The organism is Bradyrhizobium sp. BTAi1, assembly GCF_000015165.1.
GTDB classification, from domain to species: Bacteria; Pseudomonadota; Alphaproteobacteria; order Rhizobiales; family Xanthobacteraceae; genus Bradyrhizobium; species Bradyrhizobium denitrificans.
The window spans coordinates 5,665,326-5,689,434 of sequence record NC_009485.1 but is presented as its reverse complement, the minus strand read 5'-3'; the positions used below and the strand labels follow the sequence as shown (position 1 = coordinate 5,689,434).

At 65.3% G+C, this 24,109-nt stretch carries 20 protein-coding genes, 1 pseudogene and 1 riboswitch; of the genes and pseudogenes, 9 read left to right on the top strand and 12 right to left on the bottom strand.

What is annotated here, in order from left to right; genetic code table 11:
• Positions 1 to 29 precede the first annotated feature (29 nt).
• Entirely contained in the window at positions 30 to 695 is a 666-nt protein-coding gene (locus BBTA_RS25530) for a DsbA family oxidoreductase (protein ID WP_012045393.1), read from the top strand.
• Here the strand turns inward: BBTA_RS25530 and BBTA_RS25525 are convergent.
• The 3 genes from BBTA_RS25525 to BBTA_RS25515 form a co-directional block, all read right to left on the bottom strand.
• Positions 673 to 1,848 carry a GNAT family N-acetyltransferase gene (locus BBTA_RS25525; protein ID WP_168167959.1) on the bottom strand — a complete coding sequence of 392 codons (1,176 nt, stop codon included), beginning with the start codon at positions 1,846 to 1,848 and terminating at the stop codon, positions 673 to 675. The two genes, BBTA_RS25530 and BBTA_RS25525, sit on opposite strands and share 23 nt — an antisense overlap.
• Before the next feature lie 201 nt (positions 1,849 to 2,049).
• Positions 2,050 to 3,096 carry an HD-GYP domain-containing protein gene (locus tag BBTA_RS25520; protein ID WP_012045391.1) on the bottom strand — a complete coding sequence of 349 codons (1,047 nt, stop codon included), beginning with the start codon at positions 3,094 to 3,096 and terminating at the stop codon, positions 2,050 to 2,052.
• A gap of 212 nt (positions 3,097 to 3,308) precedes the next feature.
• A complete protein-coding gene (locus tag BBTA_RS25515) occupies positions 3,309 to 3,698 on the bottom strand; it encodes a hypothetical protein (RefSeq protein ID WP_012045390.1) in 390 nt (129 codons plus the stop codon).
• Positions 3,699 to 3,920: 222 nt separating this feature from the next.
• Here BBTA_RS25515 and BBTA_RS25510 point away from each other — a divergent pair, with 222 nt between their 5' ends.
• Both BBTA_RS25510 and BBTA_RS25505 read left to right on the top strand, forming a co-directional pair.
• Complete coding sequence (locus BBTA_RS25510) at positions 3,921 to 5,420, top strand: caspase family protein (RefSeq protein ID WP_012045389.1); 1,500 nt, start codon at positions 3,921 to 3,923, stop codon at positions 5,418 to 5,420.
• Positions 5,421 to 5,651: 231 nt separating this feature from the next.
• A pseudogene (locus BBTA_RS25505) lies at positions 5,652 to 7,697 on the top strand (pyrroloquinoline quinone-dependent dehydrogenase).
• Positions 7,698 to 7,821: 124 nt separating this feature from the next.
• Here the strand turns inward: BBTA_RS25505 and BBTA_RS25500 are convergent.
• Complete coding sequence (locus BBTA_RS25500; RefSeq protein ID WP_012045388.1) at positions 7,822 to 8,073, bottom strand: PilZ domain-containing protein; 252 nt, start codon at positions 8,071 to 8,073, stop codon at positions 7,822 to 7,824.
• 144 nt (positions 8,074 to 8,217) lie between these two features.
• A complete protein-coding gene (locus BBTA_RS25495; RefSeq protein WP_012045387.1) occupies positions 8,218 to 8,658 on the bottom strand; it encodes a PaaI family thioesterase in 441 nt (146 codons plus the stop codon).
• 237 nt (positions 8,659 to 8,895) lie between these two features.
• On the opposite strand from BBTA_RS25495, the gene BBTA_RS25490 reads away from it, so the two are divergent.
• The gene (locus BBTA_RS25490) at positions 8,896 to 9,192 is read left to right on the top strand and encodes a hypothetical protein (RefSeq protein WP_012045386.1); all 297 of its coding nucleotides are present in this window, start codon (positions 8,896 to 8,898) and stop codon (positions 9,190 to 9,192) included.
• Between the two features lie 129 nt (positions 9,193 to 9,321).
• Positions 9,322 to 9,552, top strand: a complete 231-nt coding sequence (locus tag BBTA_RS25485; protein ID WP_012045385.1) for a hypothetical protein — start codon at positions 9,322 to 9,324, stop codon at positions 9,550 to 9,552.
• Positions 9,553 to 9,567: 15 nt separating this feature from the next.
• Here BBTA_RS25485 and BBTA_RS40890 read toward each other — a convergent pair whose 3' ends face one another.
• The 4 genes from BBTA_RS40890 to BBTA_RS25470 form a co-directional block, all read right to left on the bottom strand.
• Positions 9,568 to 9,741 (bottom strand): hypothetical protein, encoded by a 174-nt coding sequence (locus BBTA_RS40890; protein ID WP_012045384.1) that lies wholly within the window; start codon positions 9,739 to 9,741, stop codon positions 9,568 to 9,570.
• Between the two features lie 146 nt (positions 9,742 to 9,887).
• Complete coding sequence (locus tag BBTA_RS25480) at positions 9,888 to 10,127, bottom strand: hypothetical protein (protein ID WP_012045383.1); 240 nt, start codon at positions 10,125 to 10,127, stop codon at positions 9,888 to 9,890.
• Positions 10,128 to 10,523: 396 nt separating this feature from the next.
• Positions 10,524 to 10,736, bottom strand: a complete 213-nt coding sequence (locus BBTA_RS25475; RefSeq protein WP_012045382.1) for a hypothetical protein — start codon at positions 10,734 to 10,736, stop codon at positions 10,524 to 10,526.
• A 637-nt stretch (positions 10,737 to 11,373) separates the two neighbouring features.
• Complete coding sequence (locus BBTA_RS25470) at positions 11,374 to 11,727, bottom strand: hypothetical protein (RefSeq protein WP_041750887.1); 354 nt, start codon at positions 11,725 to 11,727, stop codon at positions 11,374 to 11,376.
• Positions 11,728 to 12,178: 451 nt separating this feature from the next.
• On the opposite strand from BBTA_RS25470, the gene recA reads away from it, so the two are divergent.
• Both recA and BBTA_RS25460 read left to right on the top strand, forming a co-directional pair.
• Positions 12,179 to 13,267, top strand: coding sequence for a recombinase RecA (gene recA, locus BBTA_RS25465; protein ID WP_012045380.1), 1,089 nt, complete (start codon positions 12,179 to 12,181; stop codon positions 13,265 to 13,267).
• A 290-nt stretch (positions 13,268 to 13,557) separates the two neighbouring features.
• Positions 13,558 to 14,637, top strand: coding sequence for a DUF1835 domain-containing protein (locus BBTA_RS25460; protein WP_012045379.1), 1,080 nt, complete (start codon positions 13,558 to 13,560; stop codon positions 14,635 to 14,637).
• Here the strand turns inward: BBTA_RS25460 and gcvP are convergent.
• The 3 genes from gcvP to gcvT form a co-directional block, all read right to left on the bottom strand.
• Positions 14,616 to 17,489, bottom strand: coding sequence for an aminomethyl-transferring glycine dehydrogenase (gcvP, locus tag BBTA_RS25455; protein ID WP_012045378.1), 2,874 nt, complete (start codon positions 17,487 to 17,489; stop codon positions 14,616 to 14,618). The two genes, BBTA_RS25460 and gcvP, sit on opposite strands and share 22 nt — an antisense overlap.
• A gap of 192 nt (positions 17,490 to 17,681) precedes the next feature.
• Positions 17,682 to 18,047 carry a glycine cleavage system protein GcvH gene (gcvH, locus tag BBTA_RS25450; protein ID WP_012045377.1) on the bottom strand — a complete coding sequence of 122 codons (366 nt, stop codon included), beginning with the start codon at positions 18,045 to 18,047 and terminating at the stop codon, positions 17,682 to 17,684.
• Between the two features lie 26 nt (positions 18,048 to 18,073).
• Complete coding sequence (gene gcvT, locus BBTA_RS25445) at positions 18,074 to 19,228, bottom strand: glycine cleavage system aminomethyltransferase GcvT (RefSeq protein ID WP_012045376.1); 1,155 nt, start codon at positions 19,226 to 19,228, stop codon at positions 18,074 to 18,076.
• A 146-nt stretch (positions 19,229 to 19,374) separates the two neighbouring features.
• Positions 19,375 to 19,486: riboswitch (glycine riboswitch) on the bottom strand.
• Between the two features lie 181 nt (positions 19,487 to 19,667).
• On the opposite strand from gcvT, the gene alaS reads away from it, so the two are divergent.
• Both alaS and BBTA_RS25435 read left to right on the top strand, forming a co-directional pair.
• Entirely contained in the window at positions 19,668 to 22,358 is a 2,691-nt protein-coding gene (gene alaS, locus BBTA_RS25440; protein ID WP_012045375.1) for an alanine--tRNA ligase, read from the top strand.
• A 2-nt stretch (positions 22,359 to 22,360) separates the two neighbouring features.
• A complete protein-coding gene (locus BBTA_RS25435; RefSeq protein WP_012045374.1) occupies positions 22,361 to 23,590 on the top strand; it encodes a cyclic nucleotide-gated ion channel in 1,230 nt (409 codons plus the stop codon).
• Positions 23,591 to 24,109: the final 519 nt, after the last annotated feature.

The window sequence follows — 24,109 nt, the reverse complement described above, 5'->3', positions numbered from 1 at the left end:
CGAATGCAAGCGAACCCGGAGCGACGCGCATGAGCCCCTTGAAGCCGCTGACCATCGATGTCGTGTCCGACGTCGTCTGTCCCTGGTGCTACATCGGCAAGCGGCGGATCGAAGAGGCGTTGAAGCTGGTGCCGGACGTGCCGGTCGAGGTGAACTTCCGCCCGTTCTTCCTCAATCCCTGGGTTCCGCGGGAGGGCATCAGCCGCGAGCAATATCTGACGACCAAGTTCGGATCGGTCGAGGCCTACAAGGGGATTGCGGGCCGGGTGGTCGCGGCTGCCGCGCAGGAAGGGCTGAGCTATCATCCCGAGCTCGTCGCCCGTCAGCCCAACACGATCGATTGTCATCGCCTGATCCGCTGGGCTGGCGACATCGGCAAGGCGCCCGAGATGAAGCAGCGGCTGATGGAATTGTATTTCCGCGACGGCGGCGATCTCACCGATGTGAACGTCCTGGTGCAGGCCGCAGCGGATTGCGGGCTGTATGCCGACGTCGTCCGCAAGATGCTCGCCACCGACCAGGATGTGGAGCTGGTCTCGGCGCAGGCCCAGGAAGCCGCAGAGAAAGGTATCTCGGGCGTGCCTACCTATGTGTTCGCGCAGAAATACGCGGTTTCCGGCGCACAGGATCCGCAGATGCTCGCACGGGCGATTCGCCAGGTGTCCGCCGAGGTCAACGCTGCGGCTGCGGAGTAGCGGCCCGGTTCTTTCGGCTGCCGCGCAGCGCATGCACAGTTCGGCGTGCAGCGGCGAGGCCGCCGCGGCGAAGCACCAACGCCGCATGGATGATCTCGGCCACCGGATCGCGCCTGTAGAGCGGAATCAGCACGTCGCCGATGGCCAGGCGTCCGCGCCAGATCGGATTGATCATCGGATGGTCGGGACCGGCGGTGGAATCGGCAGAGTTGATAGCCGGGTCACTGCAGAGGTGCCGTGTCAGATCAAGCGTCAGCTGCACGCCTGGGGAATATCTCGCGAAATGCTCGTCGACGCCGAGCTTGAAGAAGAAGGCGCGGTGCGCGTGGCGTAGCACGATGCCGGCGGCCACCGTCGTGTCTCCGGCCACGAGGCTGATGATCTCGCAATCGCCGTCCTGAGCCAATGCTGATGCCGCGCGCCGGATGAAGGCCGCGTCGCCATCGTGCTGAACAAGCGCCGTGCCACGGCGTCCCTTCCAGCCGCTCGCCTCCAGCCTCAGAAACGTCTCGAGCGCAGGAGCAATCTCGCCAGCCGACCGCGCGACCTCGAACCGCACGGGACCGTGCTCGGCCAGTCGATGCCGCTGGCGGCGTAACTCCTTCAGCTTCTTGGGGCCGAGAGCGTCCTGGAGCACCTTCTCACCATTGCCGGTCGCATCCAGGCACGCCCGCTCATAGGATTGCAGGATTCGCGGCGACAGGCCGTCACGACGAAGAGCCGTCGTGAACGCCTGCATCACGGGCCCCGCGATCGACATGTCACGGAGCAGGATCGCGCGTGCGCCGGTGCGTCGTGCCTCGTCGAGCAGTCGGGCCGCGGCCGGTTCCGCATGCTCACGATCGAGCAACGGCGTGCACAATGTGCCGTAGGGATGGCCGCTGGCGAGGGCAGGCAGGGGCAGCTTGCAGGCCTTCCATAGCGAGGTGACCGGCATCAGACCGGCGAGAGAAGAGGGCTGAGCCTCATCGGAGGCGCAGAGCGCCGAGGTGCCGGTGCGGCCGCGGGCAGAGGCGTTGACCGCGAGCTCCCATCCGGGAAGATAATAGCCGTTGGGCTCTAGGGCGCGCGCGGCCAGATCCCGCCAGGCCTGCGGCGCTACGCTGTCGAGCGGAAGCGGCCGCGCGATCGGCGCGCGCCGTTCGCGATCCATGCCACGGTCCTCCGCTGCCGAAGGCGCATGGGCAATCGTACGATCGATGATCTCGGTCACGTCCCGCTGGTCCCCTCGCTGCACGCACATCGCGCAGCTTGGTCGAATGGTAATTGCGAAGCTGCCAAGATAGGCCTTGCCGATCAGCTCGAATTTACCCGGCCGACTTCACAGTGCATTCACCACCCGGAGCAGCTGGGATCAGCGGATCAGGGCCACGTCGCGGAACGCGCCGATCAGCGGCTTCTCAAGCTTGCCCTCCATGCTCTGCAGGATCTCATAGGCCTTGTCGCGGGCCATCACCGGCTTGTAGCTGCGATATTCGATCAGCGCCGAGAAGATGTCGGAGATGGTGAGAATGCGCGTGAGGTCCGGGATGCTGTCGGCCATCAGCCCATCGGGATAGCCGCTGCCATCGAGAAACTCGTGGTGATGACGGACCGCATCGAGCACCTCGGTCGTGATCGCCGGGGTGCCTTTCAGGGCGTCATAACCTGCCGCCGGATGGGTCTCGACCAGCGCGCGTTCCTTGGTATCGAGGCGGCCCGGCTTGTCGAGAATGGCCAGCGGGATCTTCGCCTTGCCGATGTCGTGAAACATCGCGGCCATGTAGAGCCGCTCCAGATCCGTACTATGAACGCCAAGGCTCAGGCCAAAATCGACGGTAATGCCGGTGACCAGCAGACAATGCTGATAGGTGCCTTCATGATGACGGCGAACCGTCGCAAGCCAATCCGACAAGCCGTTCTCGGCGATGCAGTCGGCGATCCGCTTGCCGGCACGTCGGGTCTCGTCGACGTCGATCGCGGCGCCGCCGAGCACCGCCGCGAACATCGAGGCGATGCATGAAGCGCCTGCAAACGCGGCCTGGCGATCGTCGGCCGCAACGCTCTTCGCATTGGATTGCGGGCGGGCATCGAGCAGTTTTCCCAGCAGCTGATTGCGGGTCGGCGTACTCGACAAGACGCTCGTGGCACCGAGCGCATAGGCCTGCACGGTCGACAGGCGTGACTTGTGGTTGGTCAGGAAGATGCGGCGCGGAATGCGCGCCAGCCGGTCGGAAATTTCTTTCAACGCCGTGATGTTGTCGACATCGCGCAGATCTGCGGATACGACGATCGCGTCAATGTCACCGCCGCGTATATCGGCGTCACCAATCAATTCAGATGTGAGCGAGCAGCGTTCGGCCAGCATGCCGCGTAGCAATGCGAGCTTGGCTGTATCGTCGCCAACGAGGTGAACGTTCATGTAGAACAGGTCCAGTGATCGTTCTGCACTTTAATGGGACCTGATGTTCCGCGAGAATCGTTAAATTTGAGCCATTCGTTCGGTCTCCGGCTACGGGTTTACGTTAGCTAAGAACTAACACTATTCTCTTTGAGCGGTAGCTGGTTCCGCCGCATCGTTGCTGCTGATCAGTTCAGGTGAGCGTCTTTGGCGTGTCTCGTCTGTAGGTTGTATTATTTGCTCGCGAGGACGGCGTTGTATTTTTGCGACATGCAGTCGTCGCCGGAGCCAGCGCGTCGGCGGTCGATGATCTCGTTCTGCTTGATCGTGAGCCGATACGTCTGGCGGCGGAGGGGAGCTCCGCTCGCGGAGATGATCTGGGCGCGCACACAGGCCGTCCATGCGTCACTCTCGTCGGCCCGCCGGGCTATGGAAGCTTCCAGCTCGCGGGGCTGCGTTGTCGCGACGAAAATCATGTCGAGGTTCTTGCGGACCAGGAGCGGAACGTCGGGGGGACTCTCGGGCGGCGACGGGGCGGCCTCCTTGGCGCGCATGAACGCCGGAAGACTGGAATGGCTGTCCGCGGCGCAGCCTGCGAGCAGCAGGGCAGCCAGTAGCGCCAATCGCGATGTGATCCGCCTCACTTTCGACCCGCCTCGCATCACCCGGGCGATCTAATCGGCGATCACGGCAAGGATGGGGGGATCTCGTGTCTGAACACGTCTGAACCATTGCGCTTTGCGTCCAATGTCGCGGCGGCGACGCGGCGGAGTTGCTCGCCGCAATGAACCGGGCCGCAAGCGACGTCGACCAACGGACATACCGCGCCCAGATTGGAGATCGTCATGTTCCGCCACGCTCTCGCAGCCGCCTTGCTTGCGGGCAGTCTGCTTGCCGGGCTGACGCCGGCTTTGGCCGAAAGCAGCCGGCTCGCGCTGGTGATCGGACAGTCGGCCTATCGGTCCGTGATGCCATTGCCGAACCCGGCGAATGACGCCAATGCCATGGCCAAGATGCTGGGAGAGGCCGGTTTCGATGTGACGATCGTCGTCGATCTTTCGCAGAAGGATCTCAACCGCGAGGTCGGTGATTTCGCGGCCAAGATCGCAACCAAGGGGCCCGAGACGGTGGCGCTGGTCTTCTATGCCGGCCATGGGCTGCAGATCGACGGCGAGAATTACCTGGTTCCCGTCGATGTCGATCCGCGGCGCGAAGCCGACATTCCTTTGCAGGCCGTGCGTCTCAACGATGTTCTCAACACGCTCAATTCAGTGCCGAGCCGGATGCGCATCCTGCTGCTCGATGCCTGCCGCAACAATCCGTTCCCGTCGATCAGCCAGAGCGCCGGCCGCGGTCTCGCGTTGCTCGATACGAAGAGCGGAGCACCCGGCACGTTTCTGTCCTATTCGACATCACCGGGCGCAGAGGCCGAGGACGGCAATGGCGCCAACAGCCCTTACACCACGGCCGTGCTCCAGGCCGCGCGCGAACCGGGCTTGCCGATCGAGGAGGCCTTCAAGCGGGTGCGCGTCGCCGTCAACAAGGCGACCGAAGGCCGGCAGACGCCCTGGGATTCCTCGTCGCTGACCGAGGATTTTCGTTTCGTCGGTGCAACCGACGCCAGCGCGGCCAATGCCGGGCCGCGGCCGGTGGTCGCCAAGCGCAGCGTCGACGAGTGGAAGCGCAACCTGCAGGGCAAGCCGATCGAGGCTGCGAACGAGATGATCGTCGGTGACGGCAGCGTCGAGGCCTACGAAGCTTTCGTCACGCTCTACACCGCGCCGCCTTTTGGCCCGCAGGCACGGCAATGGCTGGACCTTCACAACCGGATGGCGGCCTGGAACGAGGCCGTGCTGATCAACACGGTTGCGTCATATCAGACGTTTCTCGACCGTTATCCCGACAGCGACCTGACGCCGACCGCGCGCAAGCTGATTGAACGGCTGCGCAACCGTCCGGTGGTGACGCCGGTCGCCGCCGTAGCCAATGCGGCCATCCCCGTGAGTCCGCCCGTCGTGCCGACCAATGCCGCCCTCGGGCCGACCTGTCCGTGCTCTCCGTCACCACGCAAATTGGATACGCCCAAGCGGGCGGAAGAGAAGCCGGCGAAGAAGCGTGTCGAGGATCCGCCCAACAAGCGCGCCAGCCGCGCCCCGCGCTACCGCGATCCCGGCGATGATGTCGTGGTCTACGCGCCGCCGCCGCGGGACTATTATCCACCTCCGGTGCGGGTGGTGCCGCCCGCCGGCATCAGTATTGGCATCGGAATCGGTGGGGGCTATGGCGGCGGTGGCTACGGGCGGGGCCCCGTGACCTCCCCGACCCAGCGCGGCTACGGATATTGATGCCGGCTGACATCTGTGCCGTCGCGGTGGCCGTCCGAAGGGGCGGCCATTTTCGCGCGGCTCAACAGACGCCTCATCCAGCGATCCCGGTGGGTCTGCCAGCCGCCCCGCAATGATTCCGCTCGTCCCGCAGGCTCCGCCGCCCGTCCCATTGATGTCGACGCCGGGCTTGCCGCCAGCATCATGGTGCTGCGCGCCGCTCGCGGCGTTGTTCGCGACAAGGGAAAAGACATGGCGTTACGTCGGGATGCGATCGCAATTGTTGTCATCGTGGCGCACGGCCTTTTGGTGCAGGCGGCGGTTGCCTCAGCGCGGGCGTGGCCGCAATGGGGCGGTGATGCTGGCGGCACGCGGTTCTCACCGCTGGCGCAGATCACGCCGGCCAATGTCGACAAGCTGGTGCGGGCCTGGGACTACCACACCGGGGACAGCACGGTCCGGCCGCCTGCAGCGGCCCTGCGCACCAAATTCGAGGCGACGCCGCTGCTGATTGACGACAGCCTGGTGTTCTGCTCGCCGTTCAACGAGGTGATTGCGCTGGATCCTGGCACGGGCGTCGAGAAATGGCGCTTCGATCCGAAGCTCGCGAACGATCTGAGGCCGGCCAATCGATACGCCTGCCGCGGCGTCGCTCACTGGGTCGATGCGCAGGCGCCGGCTGACGCGGTCTGCCGCAGCAGGCTGTTCATGGGCACGGTCGACGCGCGGCTGATTGCGCTGGACGCCCGGACGGGCCGGCCCTGCGCGGGCTTCGGCGTCGGCGGAGAGGTGCGTATCGACCTCGGGACGGACCTGCTCTGGCCGGGCGAGTTTCAGATCACCTCGGCGCCGGCGGTCGGCCGCAATATGGTCGTGGTCGGCTCGTCGATCGCCGACAATCAGCGAGTCGCGGCGCCCCCCGGCACGGTGCGTGGCTTCGATGCGCGCACCGGCGCGTTGCGATGGAGCTTCGATCCGTTGATCCATGACGGCATCACGGCCGGCCACGCCAATGTGTGGGCGTCGATGTCGGTCGATGACGAACGTGGTCTCGTGTTCCTGCCGACGTCCTCGCCAAGCCCCGATTTCTTCGGTGGCGCGCGTCCCGGCGACGATCGCCACTCCGACTCCGTCGTCGCGCTGCGGATCGAGACCGGCGCGCTCGTCTGGTCGTTTCAGACCACGCATCACGACGTCTGGGACTACGATTTGCCGGCGCAACCGGCGCTGGCGAGACTCGAGACCGGGCAGGGCGCGCGCGACGTCGTCATGCAGCCCACCAAGCAGGGCTTCGTGTTCGTGCTCGATCGCGACACGGGAGCGCCGATCTGGCCGGTGGAGGAGCGTGCGGTGCCGCAGGGCGCTGTCGATGGCGAACGGCTGTCGCCGACGCAGCCATTCCCGACCCATCTGCCGCCGCTCCTCGCGCAGCGTTTCACATCGGAGGACATCTTCCGTGTCGTGCCGCGCTTCGTCGATTCCTCCTGCGAGGATCAGCTCGCGCCGTTACGGAATGATGGCCTCTACACGCCGCCGACCACGCAAGGCACGTTGATCTATCCGATGACCGGCGGCGGCGTGAATTGGGGTGGCGCGGCGTTCGATCCCGTCCGCCAGATCCTTTACGCCAATGTCAGTCGGGCCATTCACATCGTCAGGCTGATCCCGCGTGACCAAGCCGACCGCATGCGATCTTAGCCGGGGATCGAACTGGGTCTGCAGCGCGGCGCGCCCTTCGCCGTGACGCGGGCGATCGCGATGTCCAAACTCGGCCTGTTGTGCAATCGGCCGCCCTGGGGCGAGATGGTCGCGCTCGACCTCAAGGCGGGCAAGGTGCTTTGGCGGTCGACGGTCGGCACCACGGAAGACCGCGCGCCACTCGGGCTGGCCTTCAAATGGGGGACCCCGCTCGTGAACGGCCTCGTCGTCACCGCCGGAGGACTCATCTTCACCGGCGCGATGGATGCGTATTTGCGCGCATTCGATGCGGGCTCGGGCGAGGAGCTGTGGCAGGGGCGGCTGCCGGCCCCTGGTGTCGCCAATCCAATGACCTATCAGTGGAAGGGCGAACAATATGTGGTGATTGCTGCGGGCGGCCATTCCGAGGCGGGTACGACGCTCGGCGACGGCGTCGTGGCGTTTCGGCTGGCGCGGGTTGGCGAGTCGCCGTCCCTCTGGTCCCGCACCATCGACAGGCCGGGCGGCCGGCTCGCCGGCAGCGCGATGATGGCGGGCTTCGTCCTCGCCGCGCTGCTGCTGGCATGGTGGCAATGGCGTCGACGTCGCCGGCGCGCCTAGCGCATGATCCGCAAAGATGAAGACTGGCTCTCCGACGAGATCATGCTCAAAAAGAGCGATGAGATCGTGATGCGCGTCTGCGGAACGCATCATCATCGAAGTCCAGCCTCGCCGCGCCGCGCGGTCAGTCGAATGCGACGCCGATCCGCTTGTCGTGGCTCCACACCGCATGGCAGCGCCGCGTGAACTTGTCGGAGGGGATCACCAGCGTGAAGGCTCCGGGCAGGCCGACCGGATTGACAACCTCGACGCGCGCGCCGGTATTCGACATGTTGCGGACCATGCAATCGACGGCGCCGCCGCCGTCGAACGCCAGCCTGCCTTGCTTCAGCACCCGGTGCCGGGGTGCGATCCGTTTCTCGTCTGTCTCGCTCATGGCCGTAACCCGATGCCGCTTGGCGCCGCCTTTCGCTTCAAATGCGCCTAAAATAAACCAGGGCCGGGTTTCATCGAGATAAATGCGGCTCGCGAAGATCGGCGTGCGATCTTCATCTTCTGTTAACGCCCGTAGCTTCCCGGATCAGAGCATCGCGAATGCGCTCGACACCATCGCGACGGGCTTGCCGTCAGTGGCGCTCGTCAGCGTGACACGGCCGAAGCTCATGGTGCGGCCGAGTCGGACAACGCGCGCATCGGCGAGCACATCGGAGGAGGCGACCGCGCGCATGAAATGCGTGGTCTGGTCGACCGTGGTCATCGGCCGGTAGCCGCTATTCGCCGTGACCATGGCGATCACCATCGCAGTGTCGGCGAAGGCCATCATCGCCTGTCCGCAGACGACGCCATTGTCCCGGCACAGACGTGACGAGAACGGCATGCGCAGAATGGCGCCGGGCTCGCCCTGCGGCGTCGGCGCAATGTCCTCCACGGTCAAGGCAAGATCCTTGATCCAGGGCGCGAACACGTCGTCCAGGATTCGGCGCGCGTCATCGAGGGTGAAGTTCAGGGCGTCAGTCGGCACGTACGGAGCCTCCCATGTCGTGTCATTTCGCCAGCCTTGATCGGGCGGGCAGCCGACCGATTGCCGCAGGCTGGCGGCTTGAAAAGGTCGGAGTTCGAATCCTATGATGAATGGCGGGCCGATGACAGCCGGCAGTGGATGGCCGGATTCGGCGCGGCGGCGTGGCTTGGCGCAGGGCGAAAGACTTGGCGCATGGCGAAGCGATGCTATAAGGCCCGCCACTATCGGGAGTAACCAATGAAGAAGCTGATTGTGACGATGGCGCTCGCCGTGGCTGCTGGCTGGGCTGTCCCGGCCGTGGCGCAGATGCCGAACATCAATCTTCTCGCTGACGGTCCCTCCAAGACGCCTGAGGAGAAGGAAGCCGAGGCGGCGCGCGAGAAGGCCTACAAGGACACGATGCGCAAGATCCCCGACGCCAAGACCTCCGCTGACCCATGGGGCAATGTTCGCGCCGTGGAACAGCCGAAAACGGCGCCGGCCGTGAAGACCACGGCGGCCAAGAAGCCCAAGGCGAACCCTACGACCAACTGAGCGCTGCCGCACTCGGCCGCCTGTGCCGTCCAGGCAAGATCGGCGATAGGCCCGGGTGGCAGTATGCCGGACTCGGATTCCGCGCGGCCTCGTCTATATTGACGGGGTGTAACGCGCTGGAGTTCGTCGATGGGATTGCGTCCGCGTGACATTGCCAGCCGGATGGCGGCCCGGCGCCGTATGGGCGACGGCTATGTCCGTGACACGTTCAAGTTGCCGCGCGAGGAAGCACGCGCCAAGGCTCGCGACTATCTCACCCGATATCCGAAGGCGGGCTATATGAGCGCCGTCGAAAGCTGGCGCGAGCTGCCCGACGGGGCCATCGAGTTTACGATGCGGCGCCTGCCGAGCGCCGACTGAGCCGCTGCGAGACGATCATTCTTTTTCGCCCAGCAGTTTGCGCGTGTCGCGATTGATGAAGTGAAGCCGGGTACAGGCCTTGCAGACCACCGTTTCATACGCGCAGGCCGGGTCGCCTGGCTTCGGCTCTTCCAGCCAATGCTGCACGTTCATCCCGGTTCGCGGACATTTGAAGATCAGATTACCCATACAAATTTAAATGTCTGCCAGGACGGGAACAGGCATTTTGATCTAAATCAAAGTCTCACGAAGAATGGCCGGTCGCTCTACGTTCGCAACAGGCAATGATTGAATCTCAATTGCTGTTTCTACCTGGGAGATATGAATGGCCGCTATCACGCCTGATCGAGGGATTCCGCGACGATCCTGATCCGGAATACGGGCTGCCTCGCTTCGTCGAGCAACTCCATCTGCCATTCGGAGTTTTCGGCAAGCTTTCGCGAGATGCTGCTCGCCATGTCGGCGCAGACAGTGGTCATCTCTTTCCAGGCTGCATTCCGATCGGCACATTCGGTGCCATACTCGGACGCGCCGGAGAAGTGGCCATTACGGATACGAAAGAAATAGAGCGGCATTGCCAAAACCGTTGACCCCTGACCGCCCCAGGCCGCTGGGTTTGATGAACGCAGGGTAAATGGATGCGGAAAACCCAATCGGATCAATTCCGGTAAAATACGGTCGATGACGACCGCACCGGCACAGCGGAAACGTGTCCGCGGTGAAGCCTCACCCCTGATCTGCTGTAATCTTGGGCGGCCTGTGCACTGAAACAAGTGAGCCTCGGACCGCTGCGGTCCGAGGCTCCGCGTCAACGTCGTAGCTTCCCGACGGGGCAGTTCGGCAATGACAATTGCAACTATATGACAGGGCGTGCGCGCATGCTTTGCGACAGGTCAACGCTCGTCGCATAGGGGACCGACACCACATCCGCCGCGGCGTTTTCCCGAAACAGTCAGGGCCATCAACCGGTCTCAGCGATCGATGATCCGCTCCGGCGCGACCGCCAGGCGGTACGCGACGGCGGTCGAACCATCCGGCGTTTCGAGCAGCGCGTCGCATAGAGGGCAGCGCACGTCACCCGGTGGGCACGCATATGACCGCAGTTCGATGCGCTGCAAACCGGCTCTGCAGGAGAGGCACATGACCTCATCTTGTTTCATCCCCTCATGATGCACGAGCGGCACGATCAGTTCCGCGCGGATTGCGCCGGGCTGTATGACAACACCGTGCGGGGAGGCGGACGATCCAAAACGTCGAAAGCCCCGGACGGGGTCCGGGGCTTTCTCTCGCCCTTTGGCGCGGATGGTTTCAGGGCCGTGCGCCTAGAGGTGACAAAGCGCGGCCGTAAATCATGTGCTGATATCGGCCAGCTATCATCGCAACAAACAAACAAATTCGGGGCTGATCAAAAATCTGTTCGTGTCCGACAACCGAACCCATATATCGCAACCAAGAGTTTATGACAATGCTTGTTGTCCGATCCACTCCAGAGCGACTTGCGGGTCAGTGTTGCGCAGCGCGCGGTTCCGCCCCCGGGGCCATCCCTTTCGGCTGGCGTGGAAGAGATCGCTCTTTGCGGCCTGCGGCGCTTTATCTGCTGACCATCATATCGCGGCCATGGAACAAGCTGAGGGGGGCGCGGGGCGCATCGCATGGAGCGCATGACCGATGAAGCTCAGGCAGAAACGGATCGGATTGCACGAGAAATAAGCTGTCGCACGCGCTACGAGCCGAACAAAAGCAGAAGAGCGGTTGGAACTTCGTTCTTCTCAGGAGAACCACGGAGGTGCGGTCAGCGCACGCGCGCAGAAGTTGGTTGTTTCAAGGAAAAGTCTTGACCAGCACGATCGGACCGACAATGGCCGCATTGAACTCAGCAAGGTGCTCGCTCGGAATCCAGTACTCGAGATGATCGCGTCCGCCGGCCTCGCGTACCTCATAGCGATCGACGAAAGTGCGCAGCACCTCGAAGCGCAGCACGTGACCGCTGCCGCTCGCCGGCACGTTCCAGTCGCGCGCGATCTTCACCGCGTAGGCCTCGGTCAGCACGGGATAGAAGATCGGCTGCTCCGGCAGCCGCGGCGGAAACGCACGCATGCCCGACGCCGCGATCAGTGCGAGTTCCTTCGGACCCACCGGGCGCCATAGGGTGATCGTCGGGTTGGCGATGGTCATGTGGTTTCAAGGGAGGCCGGTGATCTGGTCTCTCCAGACCAAGCAGAACGGCACGGCTCCGGCAAGTTTTTCGTCATTGTCTCAATCTGTGATTGTCGTTCGATCTGCTTCGGTGGGGAGATGTGGCACCGAGCCTGCGGTCTTGTCCTGATCAGCGCCCGCCGATCATGCCCCCGCGCAGCGCCTGTGCCTCAGCGGGCAGCCCTGGCGCTGGGAACCGGTGCGTACTGCCGGGCGCGAGCGCGCGCCGGTCTGGCTCAGGCTCGGGATGTCCAGCGACCAGGGCACCTGGCTCTCTCGGGGCGCTATGAGCCGAAGCTGTAAATGCCCCCGAATGCGAGAAAGAACATATTGCGAACAAAGAACAGATCGGGTACATTCACCTCAAGATTGTTGCCCGGCCTCGTTAACCATTTGTCCATCCCGCGAATCCCCGCCATAAGGAGCGCCAATGTCCGCCACCGCCCTGCGTATCGTCGAAGGTTCCTCAATGGATAAGAGTAAGGCGCTCTCCGCTGCGCTGTCCCAGATCGAGCGTCAGTTCGGCAAGGGCTCGGTGATGAAGCTGGGCAAAAACGACCGCTCGATGGATGTCGAGACGGTGTCGACCGGTTCGCTCGGGCTGGACATCGCGCTCGGGATCGGCGGTCTGCCGAAGGGGCGGGTGATCGAGATCTATGGGCCGGAATCGTCGGGCAAGACCACTCTGGCCTTGCACACCGTCGCCGAGGCTCAGAAGAAGGGCGGCATCTGCGCCTTCATCGATGCCGAGCATGCGCTCGATCCGGTCTATGCGCGCAAGCTGGGCGTCAACATCGACGAGCTGCTGATCTCCCAGCCGGATACCGGCGAGCAGGCGCTGGAGATCTGTGACACCCTGGTTCGTTCCGGCGCGGTCGATGTGCTGGTGGTCGACTCGGTGGCGGCGCTGGTGCCGAAGGCCGAGCTCGAGGGCGAGATGGGCGAGTCGCTGCCGGGCCTGCAGGCCCGCTTGATGAGTCAGGCGCTGCGCAAGCTCACAGCCTCCATCAACAAGTCCCATACCATGGTGATCTTCATCAACCAGATCCGCATGAAGATCGGTGTGATGTACGGCTCGCCGGAAACCACCACAGGCGGCAACGCGCTCAAATTCTACGCCTCGATCCGTCTCGACATCCGCCGCATCGGCGCGATCAAGGAGCGCGATGAGGTGATCGGCAACACGACCCGCGTCAAGGTGGTCAAGAACAAGCTGGCGCCGCCGTTCAAGCAGGTCGAGTTCGACATCATGTATGGCGAGGGCGTGTCGAAGATGGGCGAGATCCTCGATCTCGGCGTCAAAGCCGGCATCGTCGAGAAGTCCGGTGCCTGGTTCTCCTATGACAGCCAGCGGCTCGGGCAAGGGCGCGAGAATTCGAAGTCGTTCCTCAAGGCCAACCCCGATATGACGGCGAAGATCGAGGCCGCGATCCGCCAGAACTCCGGCCTGATCGCCGAGCAGATCCTGGCCGGCAACGCGGAGCGCGATGCCGACGGTGAGGAGCCGGCGGAGGAGTAGGGGGACGACGGCGGCGGGGGCCGTGGACGTGAGTAGCCGACGTTCCGGCGCCCGCTTGCAGATGTGTGGTGCTCTATCGAAAACCGCGGCTGCTGCGTTCCCGAGTGCCGCGAGTATCCGTTTCTGAGCGCCGGATAAGATCTTCAACGCGACTAACTTAAAGTGCGCGCGGGCGGACCGGATCCGCGCGGCGGCGTTGCGATTTCCGACGCCAATCCTGGGCGTCGGGCGTCGATCGCGAACGTGTTGCTCGCGCCTTGAGCCAATCAGGTCGTCCCGGAGCCAACAGCATGACGCGTTTGTTTCTAGTGGCTGACGATCCCAGCGCCGGAGCGCTTCGGAGGAGCGGCTTTGCCGATCTGGTGGTACCAATTCTCCATCGTTTCGTGTGGGGACCGTTGCCATCCGACGCCGAGTTGTCGGCCAATCTCGCCCAGCGCACCGCGCGACGGAAGCGGGGGCATTGGTTGGACTTCGCCTCGCGTGGCGACTTCAAGGCGGTCGGCGGCCGAAGTCACAGTTTTCTCGAACTTGTCGACCGTTGCGATAGCGTCGAACTGTGGATGGGGACCCGTCCGAACGACCAGTTGGTGCTGATTTGGCTCTTGGACTATCTGCGCGATCACGCGGAGATCGCGACGAAGATCGTATTGCGGCATGTCGATGTCCCGCTATTCGATGCCCCGGCCGGGCGACGCGCCGGTCGGATGATGGCCGGCGTCGAGCTTGCACGTGCGCATCTCGACCTGGGTCATCTGGCATGGCAGGCGTTTCGTGCGCCGACGCCGCAAGCCTGGTCCGATCTGTTGAAGCAGGATCTCAGTGCGCTGCCGCAGCTTCGCCGCTGCGTGCAGGAGATGCTCGATGAGCTTCCCGGTGTTGCGACGGGCCTCGGAGCATCGGAGCTGAGAATCCTCGAATTGCTGTCAGCCGGCTATCAGCACCCGTTCGACCTGTTGCCGCATCATCGGGATCGCTTTCAACGCCGCGTCTATGACTATTGGGAAGGAGGCACGTTGCTCGACGGTCTGGCGCTGGCACGGGTGCCTGCAATTGCCGGCCTTGCCGAATGGCCATTCTCGGTCGAGATGCACGACCGCCGTGAAAGCCTCGAGCGCTACACGGCCAGCACCCTGTCGCTGACACCGCTCGGCAAGGCAATCCTCGCCGGCGAGGAGGATTTCAGCAGCCATAATCCGATCCGGCGCTGGTGGGGCGGCACCGAATTGACCAACGCCAATCTCTGGCGTTGGCATGCGGTGCTCGTCGCGCCGGATCCCGGCATGCCTGACCTCATTGATTGTCGCGAGCCGTGGCGCGCGATCTCTTGGGACATGCGTGAGGAGGCTTACTCCGCGGCCTGTGCGTAGTCGCCAATCGGCGGACACGAGCAGACCAGGTTGCGATCGCCATAGACATTGTCGACGCGTCCGACGGGGCACCAATATTTGTCGGTGCGCGAGGTGCCCTCTGGGAAGCAGCCCTCGCTGCGTCGATAGACGCGGTTCCAATCGTCATCGGCGATGTCGTGCACCGTGTGCGGCGCGTGGCGCAGCGGTGAGGCCTCGATGGTGAAACGGCCCTGTTCGACCGCGGCGATCTCCTTGCGGATCGCGATCATGGCATCGCAGAAGCGGTCGAGCTCGGCTTTCGATTCCGACTCGGTCGGCTCGATCATCAATGTGCCCGCCACCGGGAAGCTCATCGTTGGCGCATGGAAGCCATAGTCGATCAAGCGCTTGGCGATGTCGTCGACGGTCACCCCGCAGGTCTGCTTCAGCGGCCTGGGATCGATGATGCATTCATGCGCGACGCGGCCGCGTTCGTTGCGATAGAGCACCGGGAAATGCGGATCGAGGCGCGCCGCCACGTAATTGGCGTTGAGGATCGCGATTTCGGTGGCGCGGGTGAGGCCTTCGCCGCCCATCAGGAGCATGTAGATGTAGGAGATGGTCAGGATCGAGGCCGAGCCGTAGGGCGCGGCCGAGACCGGTCCGACGGGAGACGGCGTCGCGGCGTCGGTCGCGGGGTGACCCGGCAGGAACGGCGCCAGGTGCGCCTTGACGCCGATCGGGCCCATGCCCGGGCCGCCGCCGCCATGCGGAATGCAGAACGTCTTGTGCAGGTTGAAATGGCTGACATCGGCGCCGTAGTCGCCGGGCCGGGAGAGGCCGACCTGCGCATTGAGATTGGCGCCGTCGAGATAGACCTGGCCGCCATGGGCATGGACGATGTCGCAGATGTCGCGGATATGCTCCTCGAACACGCCGTGGGTCGAGGGATAGGTGATCATGATCGCCGCGAGCTTGGCGCTGTGCAGCTCGGCCTTGGCCTTGAGATCGGCAAGATCGACATTGCCGTTGCTGTCGCAGCCGACGACGACGACCTCCATGCCGACCATGTGCGCAGAGGCCGGGTTGGTGCCGTGGGCGGAGGAGGGGATCAGGCAGATCGTGCGATGACCCTCGCCGCGTGCGGCGTGATAGCCGCGGATCGCGAGCAGGCCGGCATATTCACCCTGTGCGCCCGAATTCGGCTGCAGCGACACCGCGTCATAGCCGGAGATCCGGCACAGCCAGTCCTGCAGATCGGCGAACATCGTGTGATAGCCGGCGGCCTGCGCGCGCGGCACGAACGGATGCAGGCTGGAGAATTCCGGCCAGGTCAGCGGAATCATCTCGGTGGTCGCATTCAGCTTCATCGTGCAGGAACCAAGCGGAATCATCGCGCGGTCGAGCGCGAGATCGCGGTCGGCGAGCTTGCGCAGATAGCGCAGCATCTCGGTTTCGGAGCGATGCGCGTGGAACACCGGATGGGTCAGGAACGGCCGCTGCCGCTTCAGCTCGGCCGGGACAGCGTCGCGCGCCTCGGCTTCGATGGCCGCGTAGGAGAGCTCGCCGCCAAAGGCGCGCCAGACGGCTTCGACGACATCGGCTGTCGTGGTCTCGTCGAGCGCGATCCGCAGCCGGCTGCCGTCGCGCCCGAGATTGATCCGCTGGCTTTCCGCACGCGCGATGATCTCATCGCAATTGGCGCCGGCCTCGACGAGGACCGTATCGAAGAAGCTGTCGCTCGCCGGTGCGAAGCCGAGCTTGCGCAGCCCGGCTGCCAGCACCGCAGCTCGGCGATGCACGGTCCGGGCGATCGATTTGAGCCCGTCGGGACCATGATAGACCGCGTACATCGCGGCGATCACCGCGAGCAGCACCTGCGCGGTGCAGATGTTCGAGGTCGCCTTCTCGCGCCGGATGTGCTGCTCGCGGGTCTGCAGCGCCAGGCGATAGGCGGGAGCACCGCGCGAATCGACCGAGAGGCCGACGATGCGGCCGGGCAGCGACCGCTTCAGCGCGTCGCGCACCGCCATATAAGCGGCATGCGGTCCGCCATAGCCCATCGGTACGCCGAAGCGCTGCGCCGAGCCGATCGCGATGTCGGCGCCGAGCTCGCCGGGCGAGGCGATCACCGTCAGTGCCAGCAGGTCGGCGGCGAGAATCGCCAGCGCACCCTTGTCGTGCAGCTTGGCGATATCGGCGCGCGGATCGCGCAGCGCGCCCGTGGTCTCCGGATATTGCAGCAGGCCGCCGAACACCTCGGCGCCGTCCAGATCCTTGACCGGATCGCCGACGATCAGCTGCCAGCCCAGCGGCTCGGCGCGGGTGCGCAGCACGGCCAGCGTCTGCGGATGCACGTTCCTGTCGACGAAGAACGCCTTGGTCTTGGCTCGCGCCGAACGCTCGGCGAGCGCCATCGCCTCGGCCGCCGCAGTGCCCTCGTCGAGCAGCGAGGCGTTGGCGACGTCGAGCCCGGTGAGGTCGCAGATCATGGTCTGAAAGTTGAACAGCGCCTCCAGCCGGCCCTGGCTGATCTCGGGCTGATACGGCGTATAGGCCGTGTACCAGGCCGGGTTCTCCAGGATGTTGCGCTGGATCACCGCCGGCATGATCGTGCCGGAATAGCCTTGGCCGATCAGCGAGGTGAACACCTGGTTCTGTGCGGCCAGCGCCCGCATGTGGCCGATCGCCTCGACCTCGCTCAAGGCCGGTTCGAGCGTGAGCGGCGTGGCCTGGCGAATCGTGCCGGGCAGGGTCTGCGCCATCAGTTCGGCGACGCTCTTGGCGCCGACGGTCTCCAGCATCGCCGCGACATCACGGGGCGATGGACCGATATGGCGGCGGGCGAAGCTGGTGGCGGCATCATCGAGCGGCTTGAGCGGCGTGGTCATGAGGGCCTCGCTGGAAGATCCAAAGTTGGTGTCATCGTCCGTCCCACGGTCTCGCCTGCGGCGAGCCCGTGGACAGGCTGCAGCGGACGATCCAGTACGCCGAGGCGTCTCTGGTCGACCGCTGCCGCTGGTGAGTACTGGATGCCCCGCCTGCGCGGGGCATGATGGCGGGTGTGGTGGCCCGCAGGGGTCTCACGCCGTATGCGCCTTGTAGGCGGCCTCATCCATCAGGCCGCCGAGCTCGCTTTTGTCGGCGATCTTGAGCTTGAAGAACCAGGCCTTGCCGCCGGCGTCAGTGTTGACCAAAGCGGGCTCGTCGACGATGGCCTGGTTGACCTCGACCACCTCGCCGGTGATCGGCGCGTAGACGTCGGAGGCGGCCTTGACCGATTCGACCACGGCGGCGGCCTCCGTCTTCTTCAGCGCGCGGCCGATCTGCGGCAGTTCCACGAAGACGACGTCGCCGAGCTGGGCCTGCGCGAAATCGGTGATACCGATGGTGGCGACATCGCCCTCGATGCTGAGCCATTCATGGTCGGAAGTGTAGAGCGTGGTCATGGACGTCCTTCAGCGCTTTGCAGGGGTCAACGTTTGTAGGTGTTGGGAACGAACGGCGTGGCGGCGACGCGCAGCGGCAGTCGCTGGCCACGCACGTCGGCGAAAAGCACGGTGTCCAGTGCGGAGAGAGCGGTCGGCACATAGCCCATCGCGACCGGTGCATTCAGCGTCGGACCGAAACCGCCGGAGGTCACCTTGCCGATCGGCTCGGCCGAATCGGCCGTCGCGAACAACGTCGCGCCCTCGCGGACCGGCGCGCGGCCTTCGGGCTTCAGACCCACGCGGCGGCGGGCCGCGCCACTATCGAACTGCGCCAGGATCTTGCCCGCGCCCGGGAAGCCACCCGCACGGGCGCCGCCGCTGCGGCGGACCTTCTGCACCGACCATTCCAGCGCCGCCTCCACGGGCGTCGTAGCCGTGTCGATGTCATGTCCATAGAGACAGAGCCCGGCTTCGAGCCGCAGGCTGTCGCGGGCCCCGAGCCCGATCGGCAGCACGTCCTTGTCGGACAGCAGCGCTTCGGCGAGTTGCTCGGCCTTGTCGGCCGGGACCGAAATTTCGTAGCCGTCCTCGCCGGTATAGCCGGAGCGCGAGACGTAGCAGGTGAGCCCGTCGACGTTGCGCGGCCCCGCATCCATGAACCGCATGGCCTCGGCGTCCGCACAGAATTTCGCCAGCACGGACGCCGCCTTCGGGCCTTGCAACGCCAGCAGCGCCCGGTCGGCGAGAGGCTGCACGTCGCAGACGTCCGAAAGTCCGTCGCGCAGCAGCTGAATGTCGGCGTCCTTGCAGGCAGCGTTAACGACCAGCACCAGATGCTCGCCGAAATTCGCCACCATCAAGTCATCGAGAATGCCGCCCTCGGCATTGGTGAACTGGGCATAACGCTGGCGCCCGGGCGGAATACCGATGATGTCCTGCGGCACCAGCCGTTCCAGCGCGGCTGCGGCGTCGGCGACTGTGCCGGATTTCGGCACCACAGCGACCTGGCCCATATGGGACACGTCGAATAGTCCAGCCGCGGCGCGGGTATGGAGGTGCTCCTTGAGCACGCCGGGCGCGTATTGCACGGGCATCTCATAGCCCGCGAATGGCACCATCTTGCCGCCGAGGCTGACATGCAGCGCATAAAGCGGCGTTCGCTTGAGAGGAGAGGCGGGAGTAGCAACGGGTTCAGCCATGGATCAGGGGTCCTCGCGCGGTTCCTCGGGACCAGTCCCGAAAAACGCCACCGAAGCCCCATCTGTCGCTGTGCCTGAGAGTATTATCCCGTCGGCGGACGCTTCCCGGGATCAGGCCCGGCCAGCGTCTCTTTCCAGATGCAGTAGCAGTCGCGAGGGTCCTTTTGCCTGAGAGTTTCCGGGGCGGTTGCTCCTTCGGCGCCGATCCTTGAAGTTCAAGCAGAACCTCAAGAGAGCGGTCTCTCCCGACGCGACTGTCGTCAACGCCGCCGACCAAACACCAGGGCGCGCGAACTGTCAACGCGTCACGCTGGCTTTCAACCAGCTTTAGGAGCCGTGCAGCAAGCCCATGATGTTTCTGCACAGTTTCTGGACAGGCGAAGTCCGCTTGTCTAAAAGCAATGCCGCCGAATTCCCGGACTTCTTCGATTGGATTGCTATGAGCGGCGTCAACGAGATCAGGTCGACCTTCCTCAACTTCTTCGCCGCGAACGGCCACGAGATCGTGCCGTCCTCGCCGCTCGTGCCGCGCAACGACCCGACCTTGATGTTCACGAACGCCGGCATGGTGCAGTTCAAGAACGTCTTCACCGGCGTCGAGAAGCGGCCGTACCACCGCGCCACCACGTCGCAGAAATGCGTTCGTGCCGGCGGCAAGCACAACGATCTCGACAATGTCGGCTACACCGCCCGGCATCACACCTTCTTCGAGATGCTCGGCAACTTCTCCTTCGGCGACTACTTCAAGGAGAACGCCATCGAGCTCGCCTGGAAGCTCGTTACCAAGGAGTTCGGTCTCCCCAAGGACAAGCTGACCGCGACCGTCTATATCGACGACGACGAGGCGTTCGGCCTCTGGAAGAAGATCGCGGGCCTCCCTGAGTCGCGTATCATCCGCATCGCGGGCTCGGACAATTTCTGGCAGATGGGCGACACCGGCCCGTGCGGCCCGTGCTCGGAGATCTTCTACGACCATGGCGACAAGGTCTGGGGTGGCCCGCCTGGCTCGCCGGAGGCCGATGGCGACCGCTTCATCGAGATCTGGAACCTCGTGTTCATGCAATACGAGCAGCTCGAGGGCGGGGTCCGCAATCCCCTGCCGAAGCCGTCGATCGACACCGGTGCGGGCCTCGAGCGCGTCGCCGCGGTGCTGCAGGGCAAGCACGACAATTACGACATCGACCTGTTCGTCGCCCTGATCCGCGCCATCGCCGACCTCACCAATGCCGATCCGCAGGGCCCGCAGAAGGCGAGCCTGCGCGTCATCGCCGACCACCTGCGCGCCTCGTCGTTCCTGATCTCGGACGGCGTGCTGCCCTCCAATGAAGGCCGCGGCTATGTGCTGCGCCGGATCATGCGCCGCGCGATGCGCCACGCCCAGCTGCTCGGCGCCCGCGAGCCGTTGATGCACAAGCTGGTCGGCGCGCTGACCCGCGAGATGGGCCAGGCCTATCCGGAGCTGATCCGCGCCGAGGCGCTGATCAAGGAGACGCTGCGGCTCGAAGAGACCCGCTTCCGCAAGACCTTGGAGCGCGGCCTTGCGATCCTCGACGAGAAGTCGTCCACCCTGAAGAAGGGCGACATGTTCGACGGCGACGTCGCCTTCACCCTTTACGACACCTATGGCTTCCCGCTCGACCTCACCCAGGACGCGCTGAAATCGCGCGGCATCAGTGTCGACCAGGCCTCCTTTACCGACGCGATGGAGCGTCAGCGCGCCAAGGCGCGCGCGGCCTGGGCCGGAAGCGGCGAGGCGGCGACCGAGAATGTCTGGTTCCCGCTGCGCGAGAAGCTCGGTGCGACCGAGTTCCTCGGCTACGAGACCGAGACGGCGGAGGGCGCCGTCACCGCGCTGGTCAAGGACGGTGCCGAGGTCGAGGGCCTCAAGGCCGGCGAGAGCGGCGCGATCGTGCTGAACCAGACGCCGTTCTATGGCGAGTCCGGCGGCCAGGTCGGCGACACCGGCGTGATGAGCGGCGACGGCGTTCGCGTTCGCATCACCGACACCCAGAAGAAGGCCGGCGACCTGTTCGTGCATATCGGCACCGTGGAGCAGGGCACGCTCAAGCTCGGCGCCGCGCTGCAGCTCGAGGTCGATCACGGCCGCCGCTCCGCGATCCGCGCCAACCATTCGGCGACCCACATCCTGCACGAGGCGCTGCGCCAGGTGCTTGGTGACCACATCGCGCAGCGCGGCTCGCTGGTCTCGCCCGACCGGCTGCGCTTCGACTTCGCCCATCCCAAGCCGATCTCGGCGGAGGAACTCGCCCGCGTCGAGGACATCGCCAACGACGTCGTGCTGGAGAATGCCGAGGTCACGACCCGGTTGATGGCGCTCGACGATGCCCGCGAGGCCGGCGCAAGGGCGCTGTTCGGCGAGAAATATGGCGACGAGGTTCGCGTCGTCTCGATGGGCAACGCCGCGCGCGACCAGGCCTCCAATGCGCAAGCCTCCAATGCAATGGGCTGGTCGGTCGAGCTGTGCGGCGGCACTCATGTCAAGCGCACCGGCGATATCGGCCTGATCGCGGTCACCTCGGAGAGCGCGGTGTCATCCGGCGTTCGCCGCATCGAGGCGCTGACGGCGCGCGGCGCCCGTGCCCATGCCAACCACAATCTCTCGCTCGCCAAGGCCGCCGCGGCCGAGCTGCGCACCACCGTCGACGAGGTGCCGGCGCGCATCGCGGCGCTGATGGAGGAGCGCAAGAAGCTCGAGCGCGAGCTGTCGGATGCGCGCAAGAAGCTTGCGATGGGCGGCGGCGCCGCGGCCGGCGGGTCCGCTTCCGGCATCCGTGAGGTCGCCGGCGTCAAGCTGATGGCCCGCGCCGTCGAGGGCGTCGAGATGAAGGATCTCAAGTCGCTGGTCGACGAGGCCAAGAAGCAGCTCGGCTCCGGCGTCGTGGCCATCGTCGGCCGCGCCGAGGACGGCAAGGCCGGCGTGGTCGTCGGTGTCACCGCCGATCTCACCGCGCGCTTCAACGCGGTCGAGCTGGTGCGCGCGGCATCGGAGGCGCTGGGCGGCAAGGGCGGCGGTGGCCGTCCCGACATGGCCCAGGCCGGCGGTCCCGATGGTTCCAAGGCGGAGGCCGCGCTCGCCGCGATCGAGAGCGCGATCAGCAGGGCGGGCTGATCGTGCCGCCGCTCGGGCCGGGGCAGAGCATTCGCGATCCCGACCTGCGGGACCGGCTCTACGAGCTGCTCGAGCACGACCATCTGCCGCTGTCGGTCGGTTCGCGCCTGGTGCGGGCGGTCGTCATCGTGATCTTTGCCGACGTCCTGGCGACGGTCCTGGCCTCGGTGCCGCATCTCGACGCCCGCTTCGGCGCGACCTTCACCACGGTGAAGGTCATGGCCGTGCTGGTGTTCGGCTTCGAATATGTCGCCCGTCTCTGGAGCGTCGCCGGCCATACGCCGCTGCATGTGTCGCCGTTGCGCGACCGTCTGCAATACGCCTTCTCCGCGCTCGGCCTCATTGATCTCTGCGCCTTCCTGCCGGCTGCCCTCGTGCTCGCCTTCGGCGATCACGCCACGCTTGCAGTGCTGGTCGTGCTGCCCTTCCTCAAGCTGGTGCGCTATTCGCCGGCGATGCGCTCGCTGCTGGCCGCGATCCAGGCCGAGCGCCGCACCTTGGTCGGCTGCATCGCGATCCTGGCCGGCGCCGTGCTGCTGTTCGCCTCGCTGCTCTACGCGATCGAGCGCAACGTGCAGCCCGACAAGTTCGGCACCATCCCCGACGCGATGTGGTGGGCGATCGTGACGCTCGGCACCGTCGGCTATGGCGACGTGGTGCCGGTGACGCCGCTCGGCAAGGCGATCTCGGTGTTCACCATCGTCGGCGGCCTCGCCATGATCGCGCTGCCGGTCGCGATCATCTCCAGCGCCTTTGCTGATGAGGTGAAGCGGCGCGACTTCGTCGTCACCTGGGGCATGCTGGCGCGGGTGCCGCTGTTCTCGCATCTCGCCGCCGCCGAGATCGCCGACATCATGCGGCTGTTGCGCGCGCGCACCATCGAGGCCGGCGAGATCCTCGTCCGCCGCGGCGATGTCGCCTCGTCGATGTATTTCATCACCGCGGGCGAGGTCGAGATCGAGCTGCCGACGCAATGTGTGCGGCTCGCCGACGGGACGTTCTTCGGCGAGATCGCGCTGCTGCATCGGACCAAGCGCTCCGGCACCGTCAAGGCGACGCGCAAGACGCGGCTGCTGGTGCTCGATGCGCAGGATTTCCACGCGCTGATCGCGCGCATGCCGGCGCTCGCCGCCCACGTCACCACCACGGCGAAAGCGCGCATGGCCGATTCCGGCGACCTCGCCATCGCCGAACTGTCGCAGGTCGAGCACGACGACCAGCCGGGCGGGTAGGGAACGCGACACGTCCGCTGCCATCCTCCCCTGGAGGGAGAGGGTCGGCTCACATGAGCGCAGCGCATGTGAGCCGGGGTGGGGTGGTCTCTCCACGCGCACCAGCGTTCCCGCCATCCACGTCGTTCGGCGCCCTGAGAGCGACGTGGATGCCCGGGACGGAGCCCGGGCATGACGCCTTGGAGGCCGGTTCGCGAAACGACTCAGATCGTCCTGTGGGACAGAATGAGATATGCGTTTCGACGCGAGCCCAGGGCGGCGCCGACACAGGCGAACGCATCCCATCTTCCAACCAGTCAAACAGCCGGGCGTGCAGGCGCGATCCCGCGGCGCGTGGCGTCCGGGAGATGCAGCGGCGTCCGCCCTCGACAATGATGAGGGCGCAGGGAATGCCGGGCGAAGGCCTCGCCCATGGCCCGCCTGCGAACAAAAATGCAGGCGGCAGGTACCACAGGTTCAGCCGAACATCCGGCATTCCCTGCGCGGCAGTTTTAACGCTTATACGCGATCTCCTCGGTG